The 18,228-nt window shown below is 62.7% G+C and carries 18 protein-coding genes; 8 read left to right on the forward strand and 10 right to left on the reverse strand.

Features of this window, described 5'->3' with window-relative positions; translation table 11 throughout:
* Nucleotides 1–9 precede the first annotated feature (9 nt).
* From BM344_RS08410 to BM344_RS08420, 3 genes are all read left to right on the forward strand, one after another.
* Entirely contained in the window at nucleotides 10–1,326 is a 1,317-nt protein-coding gene (locus BM344_RS08410) for a substrate-binding domain-containing protein (RefSeq protein WP_228143578.1), read from the forward strand.
* 95 nt (nucleotides 1,327–1,421) lie between these two features.
* Nucleotides 1,422–2,717, forward strand: a complete 1,296-nt coding sequence (locus BM344_RS08415; protein WP_091988223.1) for a pyridoxal phosphate-dependent aminotransferase — start codon at nucleotides 1,422–1,424, stop codon at nucleotides 2,715–2,717.
* A gap of 56 nt (nucleotides 2,718–2,773) precedes the next feature.
* Nucleotides 2,774–3,598 carry an inositol monophosphatase family protein gene (locus BM344_RS08420; protein ID WP_091988225.1) on the forward strand — a complete coding sequence of 275 codons (825 nt, stop codon included), beginning with the start codon at nucleotides 2,774–2,776 and terminating at the stop codon, nucleotides 3,596–3,598.
* A 600-nt stretch (nucleotides 3,599–4,198) separates the two neighbouring features.
* On the opposite strand, the gene slmA is transcribed toward BM344_RS08420, so the two are convergent.
* From slmA to BM344_RS08465, 9 genes are all read right to left on the reverse strand, one after another.
* Nucleotides 4,199–4,786, reverse strand: coding sequence for a nucleoid occlusion factor SlmA (gene slmA / locus BM344_RS08425; protein ID WP_091988227.1), 588 nt, complete (start codon nucleotides 4,784–4,786; stop codon nucleotides 4,199–4,201).
* An 89-nt stretch (nucleotides 4,787–4,875) separates the two neighbouring features.
* A complete protein-coding gene (locus BM344_RS08430; RefSeq protein ID WP_091988229.1) occupies nucleotides 4,876–5,685 on the reverse strand; it encodes a thiazole synthase in 810 nt (269 codons plus the stop codon).
* A gap of 74 nt (nucleotides 5,686–5,759) precedes the next feature.
* Nucleotides 5,760–5,960, reverse strand: coding sequence for a sulfur carrier protein ThiS (gene thiS / locus BM344_RS08435; protein ID WP_091990932.1), 201 nt, complete (start codon nucleotides 5,958–5,960; stop codon nucleotides 5,760–5,762).
* Nucleotides 5,961–5,984: 24 nt separating this feature from the next.
* Nucleotides 5,985–6,311 carry a DUF423 domain-containing protein gene (locus BM344_RS08440; protein WP_208603422.1) on the reverse strand — a complete coding sequence of 109 codons (327 nt, stop codon included), beginning with the start codon at nucleotides 6,309–6,311 and terminating at the stop codon, nucleotides 5,985–5,987.
* 76 nt (nucleotides 6,312–6,387) lie between these two features.
* Entirely contained in the window at nucleotides 6,388–7,188 is an 801-nt protein-coding gene (locus BM344_RS08445; protein ID WP_091988232.1) for a symmetrical bis(5'-nucleosyl)-tetraphosphatase, read from the reverse strand.
* Entirely contained in the window at nucleotides 7,181–8,011 is an 831-nt protein-coding gene (rsmA, locus tag BM344_RS08450) for a 16S rRNA (adenine(1518)-N(6)/adenine(1519)-N(6))-dimethyltransferase RsmA (RefSeq protein WP_091988235.1), read from the reverse strand. Before rsmA ends, BM344_RS08445 begins: the two co-directional genes overlap by 8 nt.
* Complete coding sequence (gene pdxA / locus BM344_RS08455; RefSeq protein WP_091988238.1) at nucleotides 8,008–9,018, reverse strand: 4-hydroxythreonine-4-phosphate dehydrogenase PdxA; 1,011 nt, start codon at nucleotides 9,016–9,018, stop codon at nucleotides 8,008–8,010. Before pdxA ends, rsmA begins: the two co-directional genes overlap by 4 nt.
* Before the next feature lie 24 nt (nucleotides 9,019–9,042).
* Complete coding sequence (locus BM344_RS08460) at nucleotides 9,043–10,383, reverse strand: peptidylprolyl isomerase (protein WP_091988242.1); 1,341 nt, start codon at nucleotides 10,381–10,383, stop codon at nucleotides 9,043–9,045.
* A 64-nt stretch (nucleotides 10,384–10,447) separates the two neighbouring features.
* Nucleotides 10,448–12,757, reverse strand: coding sequence for an LPS-assembly protein LptD (locus BM344_RS08465; RefSeq protein WP_228143635.1), 2,310 nt, complete (start codon nucleotides 12,755–12,757; stop codon nucleotides 10,448–10,450).
* Nucleotides 12,758–13,030: 273 nt separating this feature from the next.
* Here BM344_RS08465 and BM344_RS08470 point away from each other — a divergent pair, with 273 nt between their 5' ends.
* Genes BM344_RS08470 through BM344_RS08480 form a run of 3 tightly spaced genes read left to right on the forward strand, consistent with a single transcriptional unit; the run spans nucleotide 13,031 to nucleotide 15,526 of the window.
* On the forward strand, nucleotides 13,031–14,071 hold the full coding sequence (locus BM344_RS08470; RefSeq protein WP_091988248.1) for an aminoglycoside phosphotransferase family protein: 1,041 nt from the start codon (nucleotides 13,031–13,033) through the stop codon (nucleotides 14,069–14,071).
* Nucleotides 14,068–14,781, forward strand: a complete 714-nt coding sequence (gene murU / locus BM344_RS08475; protein WP_091988250.1) for an N-acetylmuramate alpha-1-phosphate uridylyltransferase MurU — start codon at nucleotides 14,068–14,070, stop codon at nucleotides 14,779–14,781. The genes BM344_RS08470 and murU overlap by 4 nt, the downstream gene beginning before the upstream one ends.
* Nucleotides 14,768–15,526 (forward strand): DnaJ domain-containing protein, encoded by a 759-nt coding sequence (locus tag BM344_RS08480; RefSeq protein ID WP_228143579.1) that lies wholly within the window; start codon nucleotides 14,768–14,770, stop codon nucleotides 15,524–15,526. The genes murU and BM344_RS08480 overlap by 14 nt, the downstream gene beginning before the upstream one ends.
* 22 nt (nucleotides 15,527–15,548) lie before the next feature.
* Here the strand turns inward: BM344_RS08480 and BM344_RS08485 are convergent, their stop codons facing one another.
* The gene (locus tag BM344_RS08485; RefSeq protein WP_091988253.1) at nucleotides 15,549–16,460 is read right to left on the reverse strand and encodes a DUF3530 family protein; all 912 of its coding nucleotides are present in this window, start codon (nucleotides 16,458–16,460) and stop codon (nucleotides 15,549–15,551) included.
* Between the two features lie 167 nt (nucleotides 16,461–16,627).
* On the opposite strand from BM344_RS08485, the gene rpe reads away from it, so the two are divergent.
* Nucleotides 16,628–17,314 carry a ribulose-phosphate 3-epimerase gene (rpe, locus tag BM344_RS08490; RefSeq protein ID WP_091988256.1) on the forward strand — a complete coding sequence of 229 codons (687 nt, stop codon included), beginning with the start codon at nucleotides 16,628–16,630 and terminating at the stop codon, nucleotides 17,312–17,314.
* On the forward strand, nucleotides 17,311–18,000 hold the full coding sequence (locus tag BM344_RS08495; protein ID WP_091988258.1) for a phosphoglycolate phosphatase: 690 nt from the start codon (nucleotides 17,311–17,313) through the stop codon (nucleotides 17,998–18,000). The genes rpe and BM344_RS08495 overlap by 4 nt, the downstream gene beginning before the upstream one ends.
* The last annotated feature ends 228 nt before the right edge of the window (nucleotides 18,001–18,228 follow it).

An 18,228-nucleotide genomic window follows, 5' to 3' on the forward strand; every position in this document is an offset into this window, starting at 1 on the left:
TTCGATACGATGCGAGTAGCCAAACCGACAACTGTCGGCCTGTCCGCCCTTCTGGCTGGTTTCCTGCTGGCCCCGGTCGCCCAGGCCTACGAACTGGAAATCCACGGCTCCAACACCGTTGGCGCAACCCTCGCGCCGATGCTGGTGAGTGGCTACCTTGAGCGCATCGGTGACGGGCCGGTCGTGGCCAGAGGCAACGGTCTGGAAAACGAAAAGGAACTCCTGGTACAAACCGGTAACGGCAAGGTGAGCGTTCTGGTCGCAGCCCACGGCTCCAGCACCGGCTTCAAGGCGCTGGCGTCCGGGCAGGCGGATGTCTGGGCCTCATCGCGCCCGGTGAAACCCTCGGAAGCCGAGGCGTTCCGGTCTCGCGCCGACCTGACAAGCCCGGACAGCGAGCACGTCATCGCGATCGATGGCCTGGCCATTCTGGTGCACCCTTCCAACCCGCTCAACGCGGTAAGCATCGACACCCTGGGGCAGATCTTCTCCGGCCAGATCCGCAACTGGTCGGAGCTGGGCGGCCCGGACCGGCCCATCCGCCTGTACGCCCGGGACGATCGGTCCGGTACCTGGGACACCTTCAAAAGCCTGGTTCTGGGCGAAACCTACTCGCTCCAACCGGACGCGTTACGGTACGAGTCGAACGACCAGCTGTCGGACGATGTCAGCCGCGATCCCTCCGGCATCGGCTTCTCGGGGCTGGCCTCCGTTCGTGACAGCAAACTGCTGGCGGTCTCCGACGGTAATGCACCGGCACTGAAACCGAACCAGCTGACGGTGGCCAGCGAGGACTACCCACTCTCCAGGCGCCTGTTCATGTACACCGGCGGCTCCGGTACGCCCGCCATGGCGAGGGAACTGGTCGAATTTGCCCTGGGACCGGATGGCCAGGCTCTGGTGGCGGATTCCGGCTTCGTATCCCAGAATCCGGTGGCGGTGAAACCTCGGTTTGATGCCGGCACGCCCGAAAGCTTCCAGCGCCTGACCGCCAACTATCGACGCCTGACGGTGAACTTCCGGTTCTCCGAGGGGCGCACCAAACTCGACAACAAGGCCCGGCGGGATCTGACCCGGCTTCAGCAGTATCTTTCAGACCAGGGCCGTTCGGCCGACGACCTGCTTCTGATCGGTTTTGCCGACACCCAGAGCCATGAGCTCCGGGCGCAGATGATTTCCGAGCTGCGGGCACTGTCCGTGCGCAAGGCGCTGCAGGAGACCGGAGTGCCAGACGTTGCCTACACCGGCTACGGTCAGTACATGCCAGTGGGCGGTCAGGGCAGCCCCCGTAATGGCCGGGTGGAAGTCTGGATCAAGGAACGCTGACCAACACTGCGGCAATCACCTACCAATGCCGCGCTCACAGAGTCCGTGGGGTTTTCTATACTGGGAAGGTCACTTCCAACCAACAGACAGGGACCATGAATATCCACACCGACCACCGTTACGCGATCAACCTGAATGTACGGGGCATCCAGCCCTCGGCTACCCTTCGCATCAACGAGCTGAGCAACCAGCTTCGATCCGAAGGCAAAGACATCATCAAACTGGGGCTCGGCCAGTCGCCGTTCCCGGTTCCCGATCGCGTGGTGGCGGCGCTCCAGGAGCATGCCCACGAGAAAGACTACCTCCCGGTGAAGGGCCTGAAAGGCCTGCGGGAAGCCATCGCCGGCTACATCAATCGCAGCGAACGCATGCGCTGCACCTGGGAGGATGTGCTGATTGGCCCGGGTTCGAAGGAGCTGCTGTTCATGCTGCAGCTGGCCTATTACGGCGACCTGCTGATTCCCCGCCCGAGCTGGGTGTCCTACGCGCCCCAGGCTCGGATCATCGGTCGTTCGGTGCACTGGCTGCCGACCCACGCGGAGAACAACTGGCAGTTGACCGCCGAAGAGCTCGACATCATCTGCCGCGACGACCCGTCCCGGCCCCGGATCCTGATCCTCAACTACCCGTCCAACCCGACCGGGTGTACCTACACTGACGACCAGTTGCTGGCCATCGCCAACGTGGCCCGCAAGTACAAACTGATCTTGCTGTCGGACGAGATCTACGGCGAGGTGCATTTCGAAGGCAAGCACAAATCCATTGCCCGGTACTATCCGGAAGGCACCATCATCAGTACCGGCCTCAGCAAATGGGCCGGCGCCGGCGGCTGGCGCCTCGGCACGTTCATCTTCCCGCCCGAGCTGCGGCCGCTGCAGGATGCCATGGCCATCATTGCCAGCGAAACCTACACCGCCACCAGTGCGCCCATCCAGCATGCGGCCATCGCCGCGTTCAATGGCGGCGACGACATCGAGGAATACCTGAACCAGTCCCGCCGGGTGCTCAAGGTGGTGGGCGAGTACATGCACCGCCGCCTGAGCGACATGGGCGCCGTGGTCCAGAAACCCGAAGGCGCCTTCTACCTGTTCCCGGACTTCTCCGGATTCCGGGAAAAGCTGGCGAAAAAGGACATCAAGACCAGCCAGGCCTTCTGCCAGGCTCTGCTGGAGAACACTGGCGTGGCCATTCTGCCGGCCAGCGATTTCGGCTTCGTACCGGATCACCTGGGCGCCCGTTTGGCGTTCGTCGACTTTGACGGCGCGGAGTCCCTGCGCCTGGCCGGCGGCGACTACGCAGACCGGGAGCTGGGCGACGATTTTGTCAAACAGGCCTGTCCGCGACTGGTAGCCGCCATGGACAAGATGGAGCAGTGGCTCAACAGCCTCTGATCCCCGCGTGTTAGACTGGCGCTCTCATTCTCTGCCGAGACACCAATGGGGGCGCTATGTCTGACAAAGTCTCTCTGTTCGAGATCACCGATTTTGCCGAGAACCTGGCCCGCGAAGCCGGCGAGCTGATTCGCCGCGAACGGGACAGCCAGACCCTGCGCACCGATTACAAGCACCAGACCGAACTGGTGACCCATGCCGATGTGATGGCTGATGAGTTCATCACCAACGCCATCCGCAAGCGCTTTCCCGGCCACCGCATCCTCTCCGAGGAGACCATGCCGGACTTGAGCCAGGCCGAAGAACTGGACACACCGTTGTGGATTGTCGATCCCATCGACGGCACCGTGAACTACGCCTACGGCCATCCTCAGGTGGCGGTCTCCATTGCCTACGCCGAACGGGGAAGGGTCCAGGTCGGAGTAGTGCACGCCCCCTTCTCCCGCGAAACCTTCCGTGCGACGCGCTCCGAGGGAGCGACACTCAACGACAGGCCCATCCGCCACAGCGGGGCCACTGTACCCAGGGAGGCCCTGTTTGCCACCGGTTTCCCCTATACCAAGGACGCCCTGGAACCGCTGATCAGCCGTCTGGACGCCATGATCCACCAATGCCGCGACCTCCGCCGCATCGGCTCGGCGGCCCTGGACATCTGCTGGGTGGCCTGCGGCCGGCTGGACATCTACTACGAGAACGTCAGCCCCTGGGACTTCGCCGCCGCCCGCCTGATCGCCCTGGAAGCGGGCGCCACCGCCGGCCACTTCAGCGAAGTACCGGACGGCTATCCGGCTGACCTCTGGGGGCGCGACATTCTCATTTCGGCGCCGGCTTTGTGGGAGCCTGTTCGGGCTATCCTCCGGTCGGCCTCGAGGTATGACTGACCTACTGGCCGCGGGCCTCGGAGTTTGTTCTCGTAGCCTGATAGCTCTGAGGCGGGCAGAGGATGGGAACCTTCTTCCCGGAACCGCTACGAGCACATCCATGTGCGCTTGACGCCGGCCATCCTTGGCCGGCGACATTCCGTGAAGAAGGTTCCCATCCACTGCCGACTGAGCTGCGGTGATATCGCAAATCTATTAAAGAAAATTCTGTAGGTCGGATTACACGACATCGTAATCCGACTTACTGAAGTATGCTCAGAGCGTCTTGTCGGATTACGGCTTCACCTAATCCAAACTACAGTTTGCAGCGCCGGCCCAGCAGAAATGGTTAGTTTTTAAGGAGAGATATTGATAGGCCAGAAAGGCGGGGGCAGGAAGGGCCTTCCCGAAATGTCGTCGGCCAAGGATGGCCGACGTCAAGCGCACATGGGTGAGGCGGAGCGTTTATGAAGCGAAGCTTCATGCGACAGACGAACGGCAGCAATCTGTGATTGCTGACTGGACCCCGCAGGGGTGCTCGTAGCGGTTTCGGGAAGGCCCTTCCTGCCCTCGCCCAACACCGGAACCATCAGGCTACGACAAAGAGGACCAACTCCAAGCTCAGCCCCAGACTCCTTCGGAAACCAACCCCCAACTCTCGTCAAAGTCGGTCGAAGGCACCCGCGAGAAAGAGGACCGGACAAACCTCTGAACCCGCCCCTCCACGAACACCAGCACAAAATCCGCCCCCCGCGCCGAAGTGGTCCGGGGCCGTAGCCCCTGGCGGATTTCGCCTTCCTTGAGGATCTGCCGCACCTGGGTTTCCAGGCGCTCAAAAAACTGTGACGCCCGCCGGCGCAGGGTTTCGTCCTCGCCCATCAGGGCATCGCCAGTCAGTACGCAGCACAGCCCCGGGTTGCGTTCGGCGAAAACCAGCACCAGATGCACCAGCTGCTGCAGACGCACGCGCACATCGTCCTGCTCCTGCAGGATCACCTGACAACGGGAGAACACGGCCTCTTCCGCAAACTCGATCAGGGCCTCGAACATTTTCCGCTTGCTGGGAAAATGGCGGTACAGGGCCGCCTCCGTCACCCCGACGGATTTCGCAAGGCCGGCGGTGGTAATGCGAGCTCCCGGATCCGTCTCCAGGAGTTCCACAAGGGCATGGAGAATCGCCTCGCGGCGACTGGGTTTCTGGTCAGTCATGGCAGGACAGCAGCGCTCTGTTTTATCGTTGTCGGGGCCGGTCGTTTATGCCGGCCCTCGGTTATTAATAGTCCGGATTGTGCCCGAGATCAGAAGAAGGTGCCATCAATGGGTGATGAGGCGCTGGCGTAGAGTTTCTTGGGCATACGGCCCGCCAGGTAGGACTCGCGACCGGCCTCGATGGCCAGGCGCATGGCGTTGGCCATACGGATCGGATCCTTGGCCTGGGCGATGGCGGTGTTCATCAGAACGCCGTCACAACCCAGCTCCATGGCAATGGTGGCGTCAGACGCGGTGCCAACACCTGCGTCCACGAGTACCGGAACGCTGGCGTTCTCGACAATCAGCCGGATGTTATAGCGGTTCTGGATGCCCAGGCCCGAACCGATGGGCGCACCCAGGGGCATGATGGCCACGCAGCCCATCTCCTCCAGGCGCTTGGCCAGCAAGGGGTCATCCGAGCAGTAAACCATCACTTTGAAACCGTCCTTGATCAGCTCCTCTGCGGCCACCAGGGTTTCGGTCATGTTCGGGTAGAGGGTTTTCTCCTCCCCCAGCACCTCAAGCTTTACCAGATCGTGGCCATCGAGGAGCTCACGAGCCAGTTTGCAGGTGCGCACAGCATCCTTGGCGGTATAACAGCCTGCGGTGTTGGGCAGGATGGTGTAGCTATCCGGAGAAATGACGTCCAGCAGGTTGGGCTCATCCGGGTTCTGACCGAGGTTGGTACGGCGCACCGCCACGGTCACGATTTCGGCGCCACTGGCTTCGATCGCGTGGCCGGTTTCCATCATGTCACGGTACTTGCCGGTGCCCACCAGCAGGCGGGATTTGTAGATACGCCCTGCTATTTCGAGGGGTTTGTCTTCGGGGAGCTTTGTTTCAGGTGCGTCTGTCATAGTGTTCCTGGATCGTCGGGATTCGGGAGAATGAAAACCGCTGCAACGGGTGAGTAGGTGGCCAACCTGTGTGTTCAGCCGCCACCGATGGCGTGAACGACTTCTACCCGGTCGCCATCGCTCAGTGTAAATTCCAGGTGCTGGCTGCGGGGCACGATGTCTTCGTTAACCTCGACTGCCAGCCTCTTGCCCGCAAGGGCCATTTTTTCAATCAGCGTGGCAACGGTTGCCCCTGCAGGGAGCTCCATCGCATCGCCATTTACCTGAACCTGCATCATGTGTTCTCACCTCAATCTTGCTCATCGCCCCCGGCGTAAACCGGCGGCAATTACTAATGCCCAGCCCACCATGAAGCAGGTGCCGCCCAGGGGCGTGATCGGGCCAATCCAGCGAATATCGGTCAATACCAGCAGGTACAGGCTGCCGCTGAACAGCAGGATGCCGGCCAGGAAAAAGCCCGATGCCCAACCGAGCAGTTTTGCCGACAGGCCCTGTCCGGCCAGGACGGCCACCAGCACCAACGCCAGGGAGTGATATAACTGATATGTGACGGCGGTCTGGAAAACTTCAAGCCCGCGCTCACTGACCAGGCTGCGCAGGGCATGGGCTCCGAAGGCGCCGGCCATCACAGCAAGCAGCGCCAGGCTCCCGCCCAGCACCACGGGTATTCCGGGCACACGAGCATCGCTGTGTTGTACGGGCTCAGCAGTCACAGTGGATCTTCTCTCCCGAGTCCAGGTTCATCATGGTGAGGGCGCCACCCCACACGCAACCGGTGTCCAGGCCGACGAACCGGTCGCTGCCAGTGCGCCCTTCCAGGGAGGCCCAATGACCGAACACCACCCGCACATCGTCTTTGCGGGGAAAGCTGAACCAGGGTTGGAAACCCTCAGGCGCGTTGCCAGCCGACTCTTTGGTGGCCAGCTCCAGCGTGCCATCGGCAGCGATAAAACGCATCCGGGTAAAGTAGTTGGTGATCACCCGCCAGCGCCCGATGCCCGAGAGGCCGTCGTCCCAGCGCTCCGGCTCGTTGCCGTACATATGGGTGAAATACTCCCGGGCGTCACCACCCCGGATGACGGCTTCCACCTCCCGCGAGCATTCGAGGGCCTGGCCGACCGACCAGATATGGGGTAGGCCGGCGTGGGCCATCACCAGGTTCCGGTCCGGGTCGTGGACACACAGATGCTGGTGTCGCAGCCAGTGCACCAGGCGGTCATGATCAGGCGCGTCCAGGATCTCTCTCAGGGTGTCCTTGCTACGGGGCTCGTGGCCCCCAAGCGTTACTGCCAACAGGTGCAGATCGTGATTGCCCAGCACCACCACCGCCGAATTACCAAGGCTCTCGACGTAGCGCAGGGTTTCCAGGGACGACGGCCCCCGGTTGATCAGGTCACCGGCGACCCACAGCCTGTCCCGGGAAGGCGAGAAATCCACCTTGGCCAGCACTTCCCGCAGGCGTTCGTAACAGCCCTGAATATCGCCAATGGCGTAGTCAGTCATCACTTACCTCGTTTGCCGGTTTGGCTGTGCTTTTATCGTCCGCCAGCAGGTCGGCAATAGCCACGTAGTCGGCCAGAGCCAGGTTCTCCGGGCGCAGGCCATCGTCGATGCCTAGGCTCTGGAGCTGGGCCACAGACACCAGACCACCGAGCGCCTTGCGCAGGGTTTTCCGGCGGGCGTTGAACGCCGTCCTTACCACCGACTGCAGGATCGACAGATCCTTGGCCGGATGCGGCAGCGTGGCGTGGGGCACCAGTCTCACGATGGCCGAATCCACTTTCGGGGCCGGCCGGAAGGCGCCCGGCCCCACCTCGAACAGCGGCTGAACCCTGCAGAAGTACTGGGCCATGATACCCAGGCGACCATAGTTGTTATCACCTGGCACCGCGGCCAGGCGCTGCACCACTTCCTTCTGCAGCATGAAGTGCATGTCCTGCACCACCCCGGCCTGCCCCAGAAGGTGGAAGATCAACGGCGTAGAGATATTGTAGGGCAGGTTGCCGATGATGCGCAGGGGCCGGTCGGTCACCAGCTGGCTGAAGTCAAACTTCAGGGCGTCGGCCTCGTGAATTCTGAACTCCGGATAGTTGAAGAACTTGGTTCGCAGTACCGGGATCAGGTCCCGGTCCAGTTCAACCACCTGCAAGCGTGGATTCACCGCCAGGATTTCCTCTGTCAGTGCACCCAGGCCCGGACCGATCTCCACGATGGCATCGTCCGGACGGGGATTGATGGAGCGAACGATGCGCTCGATCACGCCCGGATCGTGCAGGAAGTTCTGACCGAACCGCTTTCGGGCCTGGTGGCCGGCTTTATTACTCACGAAGACGTCTCTTGGTTGGCGAATTGACGGCAGCGGGCCATGTGCGCCCCGACCCGGATGGCCGTGTGCAGGCTGCCAGCGTCGGCGCGTCCGGTGCCGGCCAGATCAAGAGCGGTACCGTGATCCACCGAGGTCCGAACGATCGGCAGACCCAGCGTGATGTTCACCGCCCGACCAAAACCCTGAAACTTGAGTACCGGCAGACCCTGGTCATGATACATCGCCAGGGCCGCGTCGGCCTGATCGAGCCAGTGCGGCGTAAACAGGGTATCGGCCGGCAAGGGACCGGTCAGCCTCAGGCCTTCGGCCCTCAGCCGCTCGAGGGTGGGCTCAATAACCTCGATCTCCTCCCGGCCCAGGTGGCCGCCCTCCCCGGCATGGGGATTCAGGCCTGCCACCAGAATGCGTGGCTGAGCAATGCCAAAGAAGCGTTTCAGGTCGGCATCGAGGATTCGGGCAACCTGAGTGAGCCGCTCCGAGGTCACTGCCGCGGATACGTCTTTCAGGGGCAAGTGGGTGGTCACCAGCGCCACCCGCAGTTCGTCGGTGGCCAACATCATGACCACCCGTTCCACGCCACAGAGCTCCTGCAGGAACTCGGTGTGGCCGCTGAAGGCAATGCCTGCGTCGTTGATCACGCCCTTGTGCACTGGCGCCGTGACCATCCCGTCGAAATCCCCATTCAGGCAGCCTCTGGCGGCAACTTCCAGGGTCTGCAGAACATAGGCGCTGTTACGGGGCTCGAGCTGTCCGGGCACATGACTGAAACAGCCATCCACCGGCAGCACCGACAACTCTCCGGCCGCAAGCCGCGGCGGCTGTCCCGGTTGCCAGGGATGCAGCGATACCGTCAGCCCGACCTGACGGGCCCGCTCCGCCAGCATCGCCTGGCTGGCCACCACCACGACACCCGTCGAGCGTTCTTCTCCGGCCAGTTGAAGACAGAGCTCGGGGCCGATACCGCCGGGCTCGCCGGCGGTCAGGGCCAACACTATGGAGTTATTCATTGACAGACTCCCGGCGCCAACGCATCAGGAAACCGGCTCCTCTGAGGAGTCGCTGTCGTTGGCGTATTCGCCCTTGAATTCGATAAACGCCTCGTCCCGGATCTCACGGAGCCAGTTCTGCAATTCGGTTTCAAACTTACGACGGTAAATCGCCTGACGCGCCTCTGATTCGCGCACCTCGGCACTGATATCACGGGTCCGGCGCTCCTCCACCTGGAGAATGTGCCAGCCAAACTGGGAGCGGAACGGTCCGCGGAATTCGCCCACGTCAGCGGCCAGCATCGCCTCCTCAAAGGCCGGCACCATCTGCCCCGGGCTGACCCAGCCCAGGTTACCGCCATCGGAGCCGGAAACAGGATCGTCGGAATACTCGCGGGCCAGGGCACTGAAGCTGGCACCGTCCTGCAGTTGCTGATACAGCTCGCGGATCCGGGTTTCCGCCTGGGCGTCGGTCACCGCCTCGGAGGGCCGAATCAGAATGTGGCGCACGCGATGCTGCTGGATCATTTGCTGGCGCTCACCACCGCGCTTGTCCATCACCATCACCAGGTGAAAACCGCTGTTGTTCTCCAGCACAGGGGAAGGCTCGCCGACCGCCAGCTCCGGTACGATCGGTGCTACCAGGGAAGGCAACTGGCCTTCGTCCCGCCAGCCCATGTCACCGCCCTCCAGGGCATTGCTGGCATCCGATTCGGCCACCGCGACTTCCCGGAAGTCCCGGCCTTGCACAATCTGGCTGCGAAGACGTTCCGCCTTCTCCCGGGCCGCATCCACCTGCGCCTCATCACTGGGGTCGTCAACGCTCACCAGGATGTACGCCAGTCGATACTGGGCACTGTTACCGCCACGGGCCTCCAGGCTGTCGAGGTAATTCTGCACTTCCCGATCGGTCACTCTTACCCGGTTACCCACCTGTCGCTGCTGCACGCGGTTAGTGAGCATTTCCTTGCGAATCTGCTCCCGGGCCTGGTTGTAGGTCACGCCCTCGGCGGCCAGCTGGTTCTCGAATTCCGCCAGGCTCATGCCATTACTCTCGGCAATGTTGGCCATGGTTTCGTTCAGTTCGTTGTCGCTGATGCGCATGCCGGCCCGCTCGGCCATCTGCATCTGGATCGATTCGGTGATCAGCTGGTCCAGCACCCGCTGCTCCAGGATCTGCCTGGGCGGCAAACCGGTGCCCTGAGCCTGCAGGCGGCTGGTGATGGTGCCAATGCGGGCTTCCAGCTCACTTTGCAGAATGACGCTCTCGTCCACGATGGCCACCACCTGATCGAGCAGTTTTCGCTCGGCCTGAACCGACAGCGGTGCCAGAGCGGCAAGGAGAACCAGTAACACATGTACACCCTGGCGAAGAGTCGCCTTCATAATCACCTCTGCAGATTGAATGTGAGCTTTCCCGGCGTCGTGGGGGCCTTAGTCCCGGATTCGATCAGGGAGTTCCAAAACGGCGCCGTTCACGCTCATCAAAACCGTAAATAGCCTGGGAGATACTGGAGGAAGCCCCATCGCTTCCGCCCAGGCCCTTCAACTGAACCTGGAACAGGATCCGCCCTTCCAGTTGCCGATCATCAGTCAGGTAGTTCTGATGCACCACCTGAACACTCCAGCAACAGTTATTGTATTCAAGTCCTGCCAGAGACCCCACCGTACGATCCAGGTTCGAGTCGTAGACCCAGCGGCCGATCAGGCTGACACTTTCCGTGACCGGAAACACCGTGGCAATGTCGGACTGCTCAAGCTCATTGCGGCTGTAGGTGTGTCCGAGTGACGCCAGGTAGCGGTAATCGTCGGTGTGGAACACCAGCTGGCTACGGCCCTCTTCGGTGTTTCCGGTGTCCGGATCCCACAGCCCCGAGGAGCGGATTTCCAGGTTCTCCAGCGGATTGAGCACCACCTCACCGGCCAGCGGTGACCGGCTACGGGTACTGGCACCCTGGCCAAACAGGGTAACCTCCCGGTCGTCGAAATACTGGACCTGACCAATGCTGAACCGGGCCCGCTCTGCTCCTGTCAGCAGATCATTGAAACGGCTGGTCACGGCGACGGTCAACTGGTTGGCGTCGCCCACCCGGTCGCCCCCGGTAAACCGGTCCGGCCGGAACAGTTGGTCAAACCGGAAGGTCTGCAGGCCGGTGTCAAAATCCGGGATATCGTTCTGGTCAGCCTCGGCATCGGCCCAGGCATAGTAAAGCCGTGGCTCGAGGGTCTGGTTGTAGGGCACATCGAACAGGCTGCCCTGGCGATCGAAATAAAGGCCGTTGTCCCACTCCGCCACCGGCACGGTCCGATCAAGGCTGCCATCCCCCAGCGTGTAATCCTCCAGCTCGTAGCGGGTGTAATCCAGGGTCATGGAGGGGCGACTGAAGCCCCACAGTGCCCGCATCGGCAACGCCAGTTCCGGCCGCGCCCTCAGGCGCTGACCGTTGGCGCGGTCCAGGCCGGTGAGTCCTTCGTTGTCCCGGTAGAAATGGGTGTACTGGGTTTCCAGGTTGGCCTCCACCACACCGGCCTGGGCCTCGCCAGCGTAGATCACCTCCGGCAGCTGTGCATAGGGCCGGTTGGCGTTGGAAATCCGGTCGCTGATGGTCTGGTAGTCATTGAGGTAGGCGTCCACGTACTGCTGGTCGCTACGGTAGGTCACCCCGCCGCGGCGCTGCAGGTGAGTGGCCTGGTTGATCTCGAGGCTACGGTTCAGGTCGCTCAGGTAATCTTCGTCGCTCACCACGGAGAAGTCTCCGTACCCGCGCCAGCCGCTGCCAAACTCGGCGCGGGTAGTGGCGTCCAGCGCCCAGCGCTCGCCCGATTCGCCGGGGTTCTCCTGCTCGAACTCGCTGTCGTTGCCGATGTAGCCCAGCTGCAGCGTGGTCTCTCCCAGACTGCTCAGGTAACGGCCCTCCGCCTCATTGAACAGGCCCCGGCCGTGGATGTACTGGGGCGTGAGGGTCGCGTCATAGTGAGGTGCCAGATTCAGGTAATAGGGCACCGCAATGAAGGCACCGCTGCCGGCACTGGAGGAGCCAAACTGGGGATAGAGAAAACCGGTCTTGCGCCGGTCGTCGATGGGAAAGCTGGCCCAGGGCCAGTAGAACACCGGCACGTCGAGCACTTCCAGCCGCAGGTGTTTGGCCGTACCGAACCCCTCGGCCCGATCCAGCCGGATCTCCGAGGCCACAACCGCCCAATCGTTCTGCCCGGGGGCACAGGTGGTAATCAGTCCCTCCTCGATCACCACCTGCTGCTCGCTGATTCGGGATAACCGGTCAGCTCTACCACGCATTTCCGGACCGTGCAGGAGGAAGGTCGCCGTGTTGATGTCCAGTTGGCCACTGTCGACGTCGTAATCGGCGGTATCGCCGGTGAGCAGAAACCCCTCGCCCCGACTGACCAGTGGGCCCTGCACCGACACCGCGCCCTCGGCCTGGTTGTAGCGGGCCTGGCTACCGGAAACCCGGAAGCCGCCCTGTCGCAGCCGCACGTCGCCCTCGAGGAACAGCTCCTGATCAATTTCGTAGCGGGCATTCAGGCCGCTGGCATGCAGTGGCTGCTCGCTGTCCGCAACGCCCGGCAACAAATCGACCTGCGTCTCGCCCGCACCAGAGGGCAGGTAGCCGCCTTCACAGAACACTGGCAGACCGGCGCGTACCGCTTCCGGCAACTCGGCCCTTGGCCGCCAGTCAATCTCGGCCGCGGACGGTGGCGTCTGGGCGTGACCGCTGCCAGAAACACCCAGGGTACCCACCAGCAACCAACGGCCGTACCGGCTCTGCCACCGACGATTCGGCGATTGCAGTGGGTATAGGGGGCGTGGCACGGTGGCAGGATCCTGTTCCGGGTGACTGTGACGACGGGCTTATTAACAGCGGCCTAGTTTACACGTGCCCTGCAGGGTTGTTAACGGAAACTCCGCTGCAAAACTGTTTTACCCTCTTTATACTCCTCTGCTAACTTTCGCTGTGCGTGCCAGTACATTCACCCACAGGATCGCTCTCTTCACAGGATCGAACCCCAAGCTATGGACACCCGCCTGCAGATGCTGACCCGTTGGGTCAGACAGTTTCCCGGATTCGAACACTGCCAGGCCGAGCCTGTTTCCGGCGACGCCAGCTTCCGGCGTTACTTTCGGGTCTGGCAGGAGGCCGGGCAACGTATCCCCCATATCGTTATGGACGCGCCTCCGGAGCATGAGGACTGCGAGCCGTTCGTAGCTATTGCCCGGCACTGGCATCGCAAGGGTGTGTCCGTGCCCGGGATCCTCCAGACTGATCTCGCCCAGGGATTCCTGCTGCTTGAGGATTTCGGTGACCGGCTGATGCTGGGACAGCTCAAGGACCACTCGGCGGATGCCCTGTACCGGGCGGCCATGGACGAGTTGCTGCTGATTGCCGGCCAACCATCCCCACCGGATCACCCGCTGCCACCTTATGATGCCACGCTGCTGGAGCGCGAAATGGCGCTGTTTCCGGACTGGCTTCTGGAGCGACAGCTGGGCATGAGCCTGGACAACAGCGATCGCGCGCTGCTGGACACCACGTTCGCGATACTCCGGGAAAGTGCGCTGGCCCAGCCTGAAGTGACGGTGCACCGGGATTACCACTCTCGCAACCTGCTGGTTCGCCCGGATCAGCAGCGGCCCGGCGTCATTGATTTCCAGGACGCGGTCACCGGGCCGGTCACCTACGATCTGGTCTCGCTGCTGAAAGACTGCTACATCCAGTGGCCGGAGCAGCGGATTTGCGAATGGCTCGAGTACTACCGCAAGAAGAGCCTCGAAGCCGGCCTGCACCGGGCCGATCCCGACACCTTCCGGCAGTGGTTCGAGCTGATGGGCATGCAACGCCACCTCAAGGCGGCGGGCATTTTCGCCCGGCTTTCCATCCGTGACGGCAAACACGGCTACCTGAATGACATTCCCCGTACGGTGCAATACCTGATGGTTGCCAGCAGTCGGCAACCAGCCCTCCGGCATTTCCATGAATGGCTGAGCGAGACCGTGATGCCCCGCATCGAGGCCAGTATTGGCAAGGCGCCCGACCGGGAGCGGTCCGACTCGTGAAAGCGATGATCCTCGCCGCCGGCAAGGGTGAACGCATGCGGCCACTGACCCTGAGCACCCCGAAACCGCTGCTGAAAGCCGGCGGCAGACCATTGATTGCCTATCATCTGGAGCGACTGCACGATGCGGGGATTCAGGACGTGGTCATCAACCATGCCTGGCTCGGTGACCAGATTGAGGAAACCCTGGGCAGCGGCCAACCATTCGGCGTTTCAATACAGTATTCCCGGGAAGGCGAGCCTCTGGAGACCGCCGGAGGCATTGTACGGGCCCTGCCCATGCTTGCTTACCCCGGCTGCGACTGGTTTCTGGTGATCAACGGGGACATCTGGTGCGACTTCGACCTCTCGACGCTGGTGCGGTTGGCGGGGAACCCGCCCGTCAATACCGACGCCGTGCTGGTGCTCACTGACAATCCCCCGCACCATCCGTCTGGCGATTTCCATCTCAATGCGGAAGGTCTGCTGACCGGCGACGACCATGACCGGCACACCTTCACCGGTATCAGCCTGCTGAATCGCCGGCTGTTTGATGGCCTGAGCGATCAGGCCGGCAAACTCGGCCCGGTGCTGCGCAGGGCCATGGCACGGAAGCGGGTGCGAGGCCTGTACCACCCGGGGCAATGGGTGGATGTCGGCACGCCAGAGCGGCTGCATGCCCTGGATCGACAACTGGACGGCAGGACACACGACCACCATGGCCAGCACTGACACTCGCTCCGTTCTGCCGGCTCGCATGGAAGCCGAGTTCTCGAGCCTGATGCAGGAGCTCTCCGCCTGCGGCCACCAGGCGCCGGCTCTGATCGAACGGGCGCGCCTACCCGGCTGGTGCCGGCGGCCGCTGTTCTTTTTCCTGGGCTATATCGCCAAAGCCGACGGGCGCGTGACCGAAGCCGATATTGGCCACGCCGAGTCGCTGATCAAGGCCATGAAGCTGTCCCGGCGCCAGCGTCGGCGAGCCATTGGCTGGTTCCAGCAGGGCAAGTCCGCCGACCGGCTGCCCTTCATCCGGGGCCTGGCCCTTCGACTCTCCCGCCGACTCTGGCCGGCCCCCGCCCTGAAAACCGCCATCTGTCTCTGCCACGCCAGCCAGCTTCATGGCCGCCCGGCCAAACCCCGGCGGTACCGCTGCGAAGACGCCATCGATCAGATCGGCCTGCCTGTCGGGGTTACCGAGGAGATCTTCGACAGTTACGCAAGCAAGGTCTGGGCGCGCCAAAGCAAGAACCTGGCCCGCCCTACCAGTTACCAGCAGGCCTGCGAAATTCTCGGAGTGACCCGGCGGGATTCCCTGGAGATCATCAAACGGGCTTACCGGAAAAAAGTGTCCGAATGCCACCCGGACAAACTGGCGCAGCAGCAAATCAGTGCCAGTGAGCAGACTTTGGCCAAGGAGCGCCTGCTGCACTATCAACAGGCCTGGGAGTTGATAAAGCGTCACCATAGCCCGCGCTGAGCGCGACTGCTTGGGGCCGGATTTACCTCGATTGCAGCCAGGCCGACACCCGGCTGGCCACCGAGTCGCCGAGGGCCTCAAGCGGCGGGCTCAGCCAGGGCACCGGTTGCCGGTCCACGGTGGCCACGCCGGCCCTGCGCAAGGCCAGCCCGATGGTCTGCTCCGGGTCCGAGGCCTCGCTCACGCCCCCGGACGGGTAGAGCTCCAGCATCCTCGACTCCAACCCTTCCAGCCGTTCGGGCAGGGCCTGCCGGTCAGCGGGATAGAATCGGGGTGCCACCCAGATCAGCGCCGACACCTCATTGGTCTCAAGGGCATGATTGGCCACGTGTCCCGCTGCCTGACCAATACCCAGCATTGCCGGAGCGTCGTACCCTCTGGTCCCCAGTTCAGCCACCGCAGCAGACAGTGCCTGGCTGATGCGGCCTCGATATTGCTCTTCCAGACCTTCTGCCTTCTCTGAGGCCATGACGTCGATCATCACGGACTGGGTCGACGACGATTCTGAAGAACCGGCCTCTTCCTCGGACGGCGTCGGTGACCGCGTCAGTATTTGCTGCAGCACCGGGGAAGGCGCCTCAAGCCCAAGGCTCATCACCGCCCAGCCTCTGGCGGTCAGGCCTCGCGCCAGAGCCCTGGTAATACCGGAGGCGGCGGTCTCGCCGGTGTCGGCGAGCACAACCACAGCGCCGAGGGCCGGGGTACGGTCCTCCGGATAAAACAGGGCAAGCGCACGCCCCTCGTTCTCCAGCTCAAGCCAGATCGACGACTCCGGAAAGGTCTGGCTCAGGGCCTGTTCGCCCGAACCGGTCCAGAGCAGAGACCGATTCGCGGGGCTACTCACTGCCGGCGCGGTATCGCTCTCGACCTTCGCTTCCTGGGCCGACAGCGGCAAGGCCAGAATCCACAACAGGATCATCGACCTGGCTGCCATCCTGCCCCCTACCCGATTCCTTATCGTCTGCACAGATGCTTACCCTTCCCCTGCGAAAAAAGCCGATTGAGCTGTTAGACTAGCAGCCATTGTGAAATTGCGGCAGGGACCGCTGACCGGGCCACGCGCCTTTATCCCCAATCGTCCATTGTTGCGAGAGAGCTGTCATGAACCCTTACCTGATTGCCCCATCCATCCTGTCCGCCGATTTCGCCCGCCTTGGCGAGGAAGTCGACAACGTGCTGGCCGCTGGCGCGGACATCGTGCACTTCGATGTAATGGACAATCATTATGTGCCCAATCTCACCATTGGCCCCATGGTCTGCGAGGCTCTGCGCAAGCATGGCGTGACCGCCCCCATTGATGTACACCTGATGGTGTCTCCGGTGGACGACCTGATCCGTATGTTTATCGACGCCGGTGCCAGCTACATCACCTTCCATCCGGAGGCAACCAACCACATTGATCGCTCCCTGCAGCTTATCCGGGACGGTGGCTGCAAGGCCGGTCTGGTGTTCAATCCGGCCACACCGCTGCACTACATGGACCATGTGATGGACAAGCTGGACATGGTGCTGCTGATGTCGGTGAACCCGGGTTTCGGTGGCCAGAAGTTCATTCCGGGCACCCTGGACAAGCTCCGGGAGGCCCGCAAGCGCATCGACGCCAGCAACTACAACATCCGACTGGAGATCGACGGCGGCGTGAAAACCGACAATATCCGCGAGATCGCCGAAGCCGGCGCCGACACCTTTGTGGCCGGCTCCGCCATCTTCAATGCGGACGATTACAGGGCCACCATCGACGCCATGCGCGAGGAGCTCGAGCAAGCACGCACGGTGATCAGCCAATGAGCCTGGCGGGGCTGTTCAGCCCGCGCTGGCCCGGTGTTGCCCTGTTCGACCTGGACGGCACCCTGGTGGACAGCGCGCCGGACCTGGCCGCGGCAGTTGATCAGATGCTGGAGCACCTGGGACGCTCGCCAGCAGGGCTCGAACGGGTGCGGCAGTGGGTTGGCAACGGCGCCAGTGTCCTGGTGCGCCGTGCCCTGGCTGGCCAGGTGGACTGGGAGCCGGCCCGACCGAAAGACGACGCCCTGTTCAAGGATGCCCTGGCGATCTTCTATCACGCCTACGGCACCATCAATGGCCGGCACTCGGTGGTCTACGCCGGCGTTGAGGCCTGCCTGACTCATCTGAAGAATCAGGGTTGCCGACTGGGTATCGTGACCAACAAGCCGGAGCAGTTTGTGGCCCCGCTGCTCAAGCAGATGAACCTGGCGCACTGGTTTGATCTGAGCGTGGGCGGCGATACCCTGCCAGTGAAGAAGCCGGACCCGGCGCCGCTGGTTCACGCCATGGAGAAACTCGGGGGGACCCGGGGTACCACGGTGATGGTGGGCGACTCGGCGGCGGATATTAACGCCGCCCGGGCCGCCGGCATCCCTTGCGTGGCCGTTCGTTATGGCTATAACTACGGGCCCTCCGTGGATACCCTGGGGGCCGATGCAGTTGTTGATTCGCTGGCCGAGCTTTTGTAATCTCACAAGGAACTTACATTGAGCACTTCATTACGGGAGATTCCTGCCGTGCAGGGACTGAATCTGACTGCAGCGCGAGGCATCCTGACCACCCGCGCAACTCGATGGTGGCGATGGCGCACCGGCTGAATAAGCCCGGAGGCCCGGTGGCGTTTGTCCGCTGAGCCTCGCACCCGATGCAGGCGCAGGCTTGCGTCCACAATGCAGATCAGAGTTCAGGAATCCGTA

It is taken from the genome of Marinobacter gudaonensis (genome assembly GCF_900115175.1).
GTDB lineage: Bacteria > Pseudomonadota > Gammaproteobacteria > Pseudomonadales > Oleiphilaceae > Marinobacter > Marinobacter gudaonensis.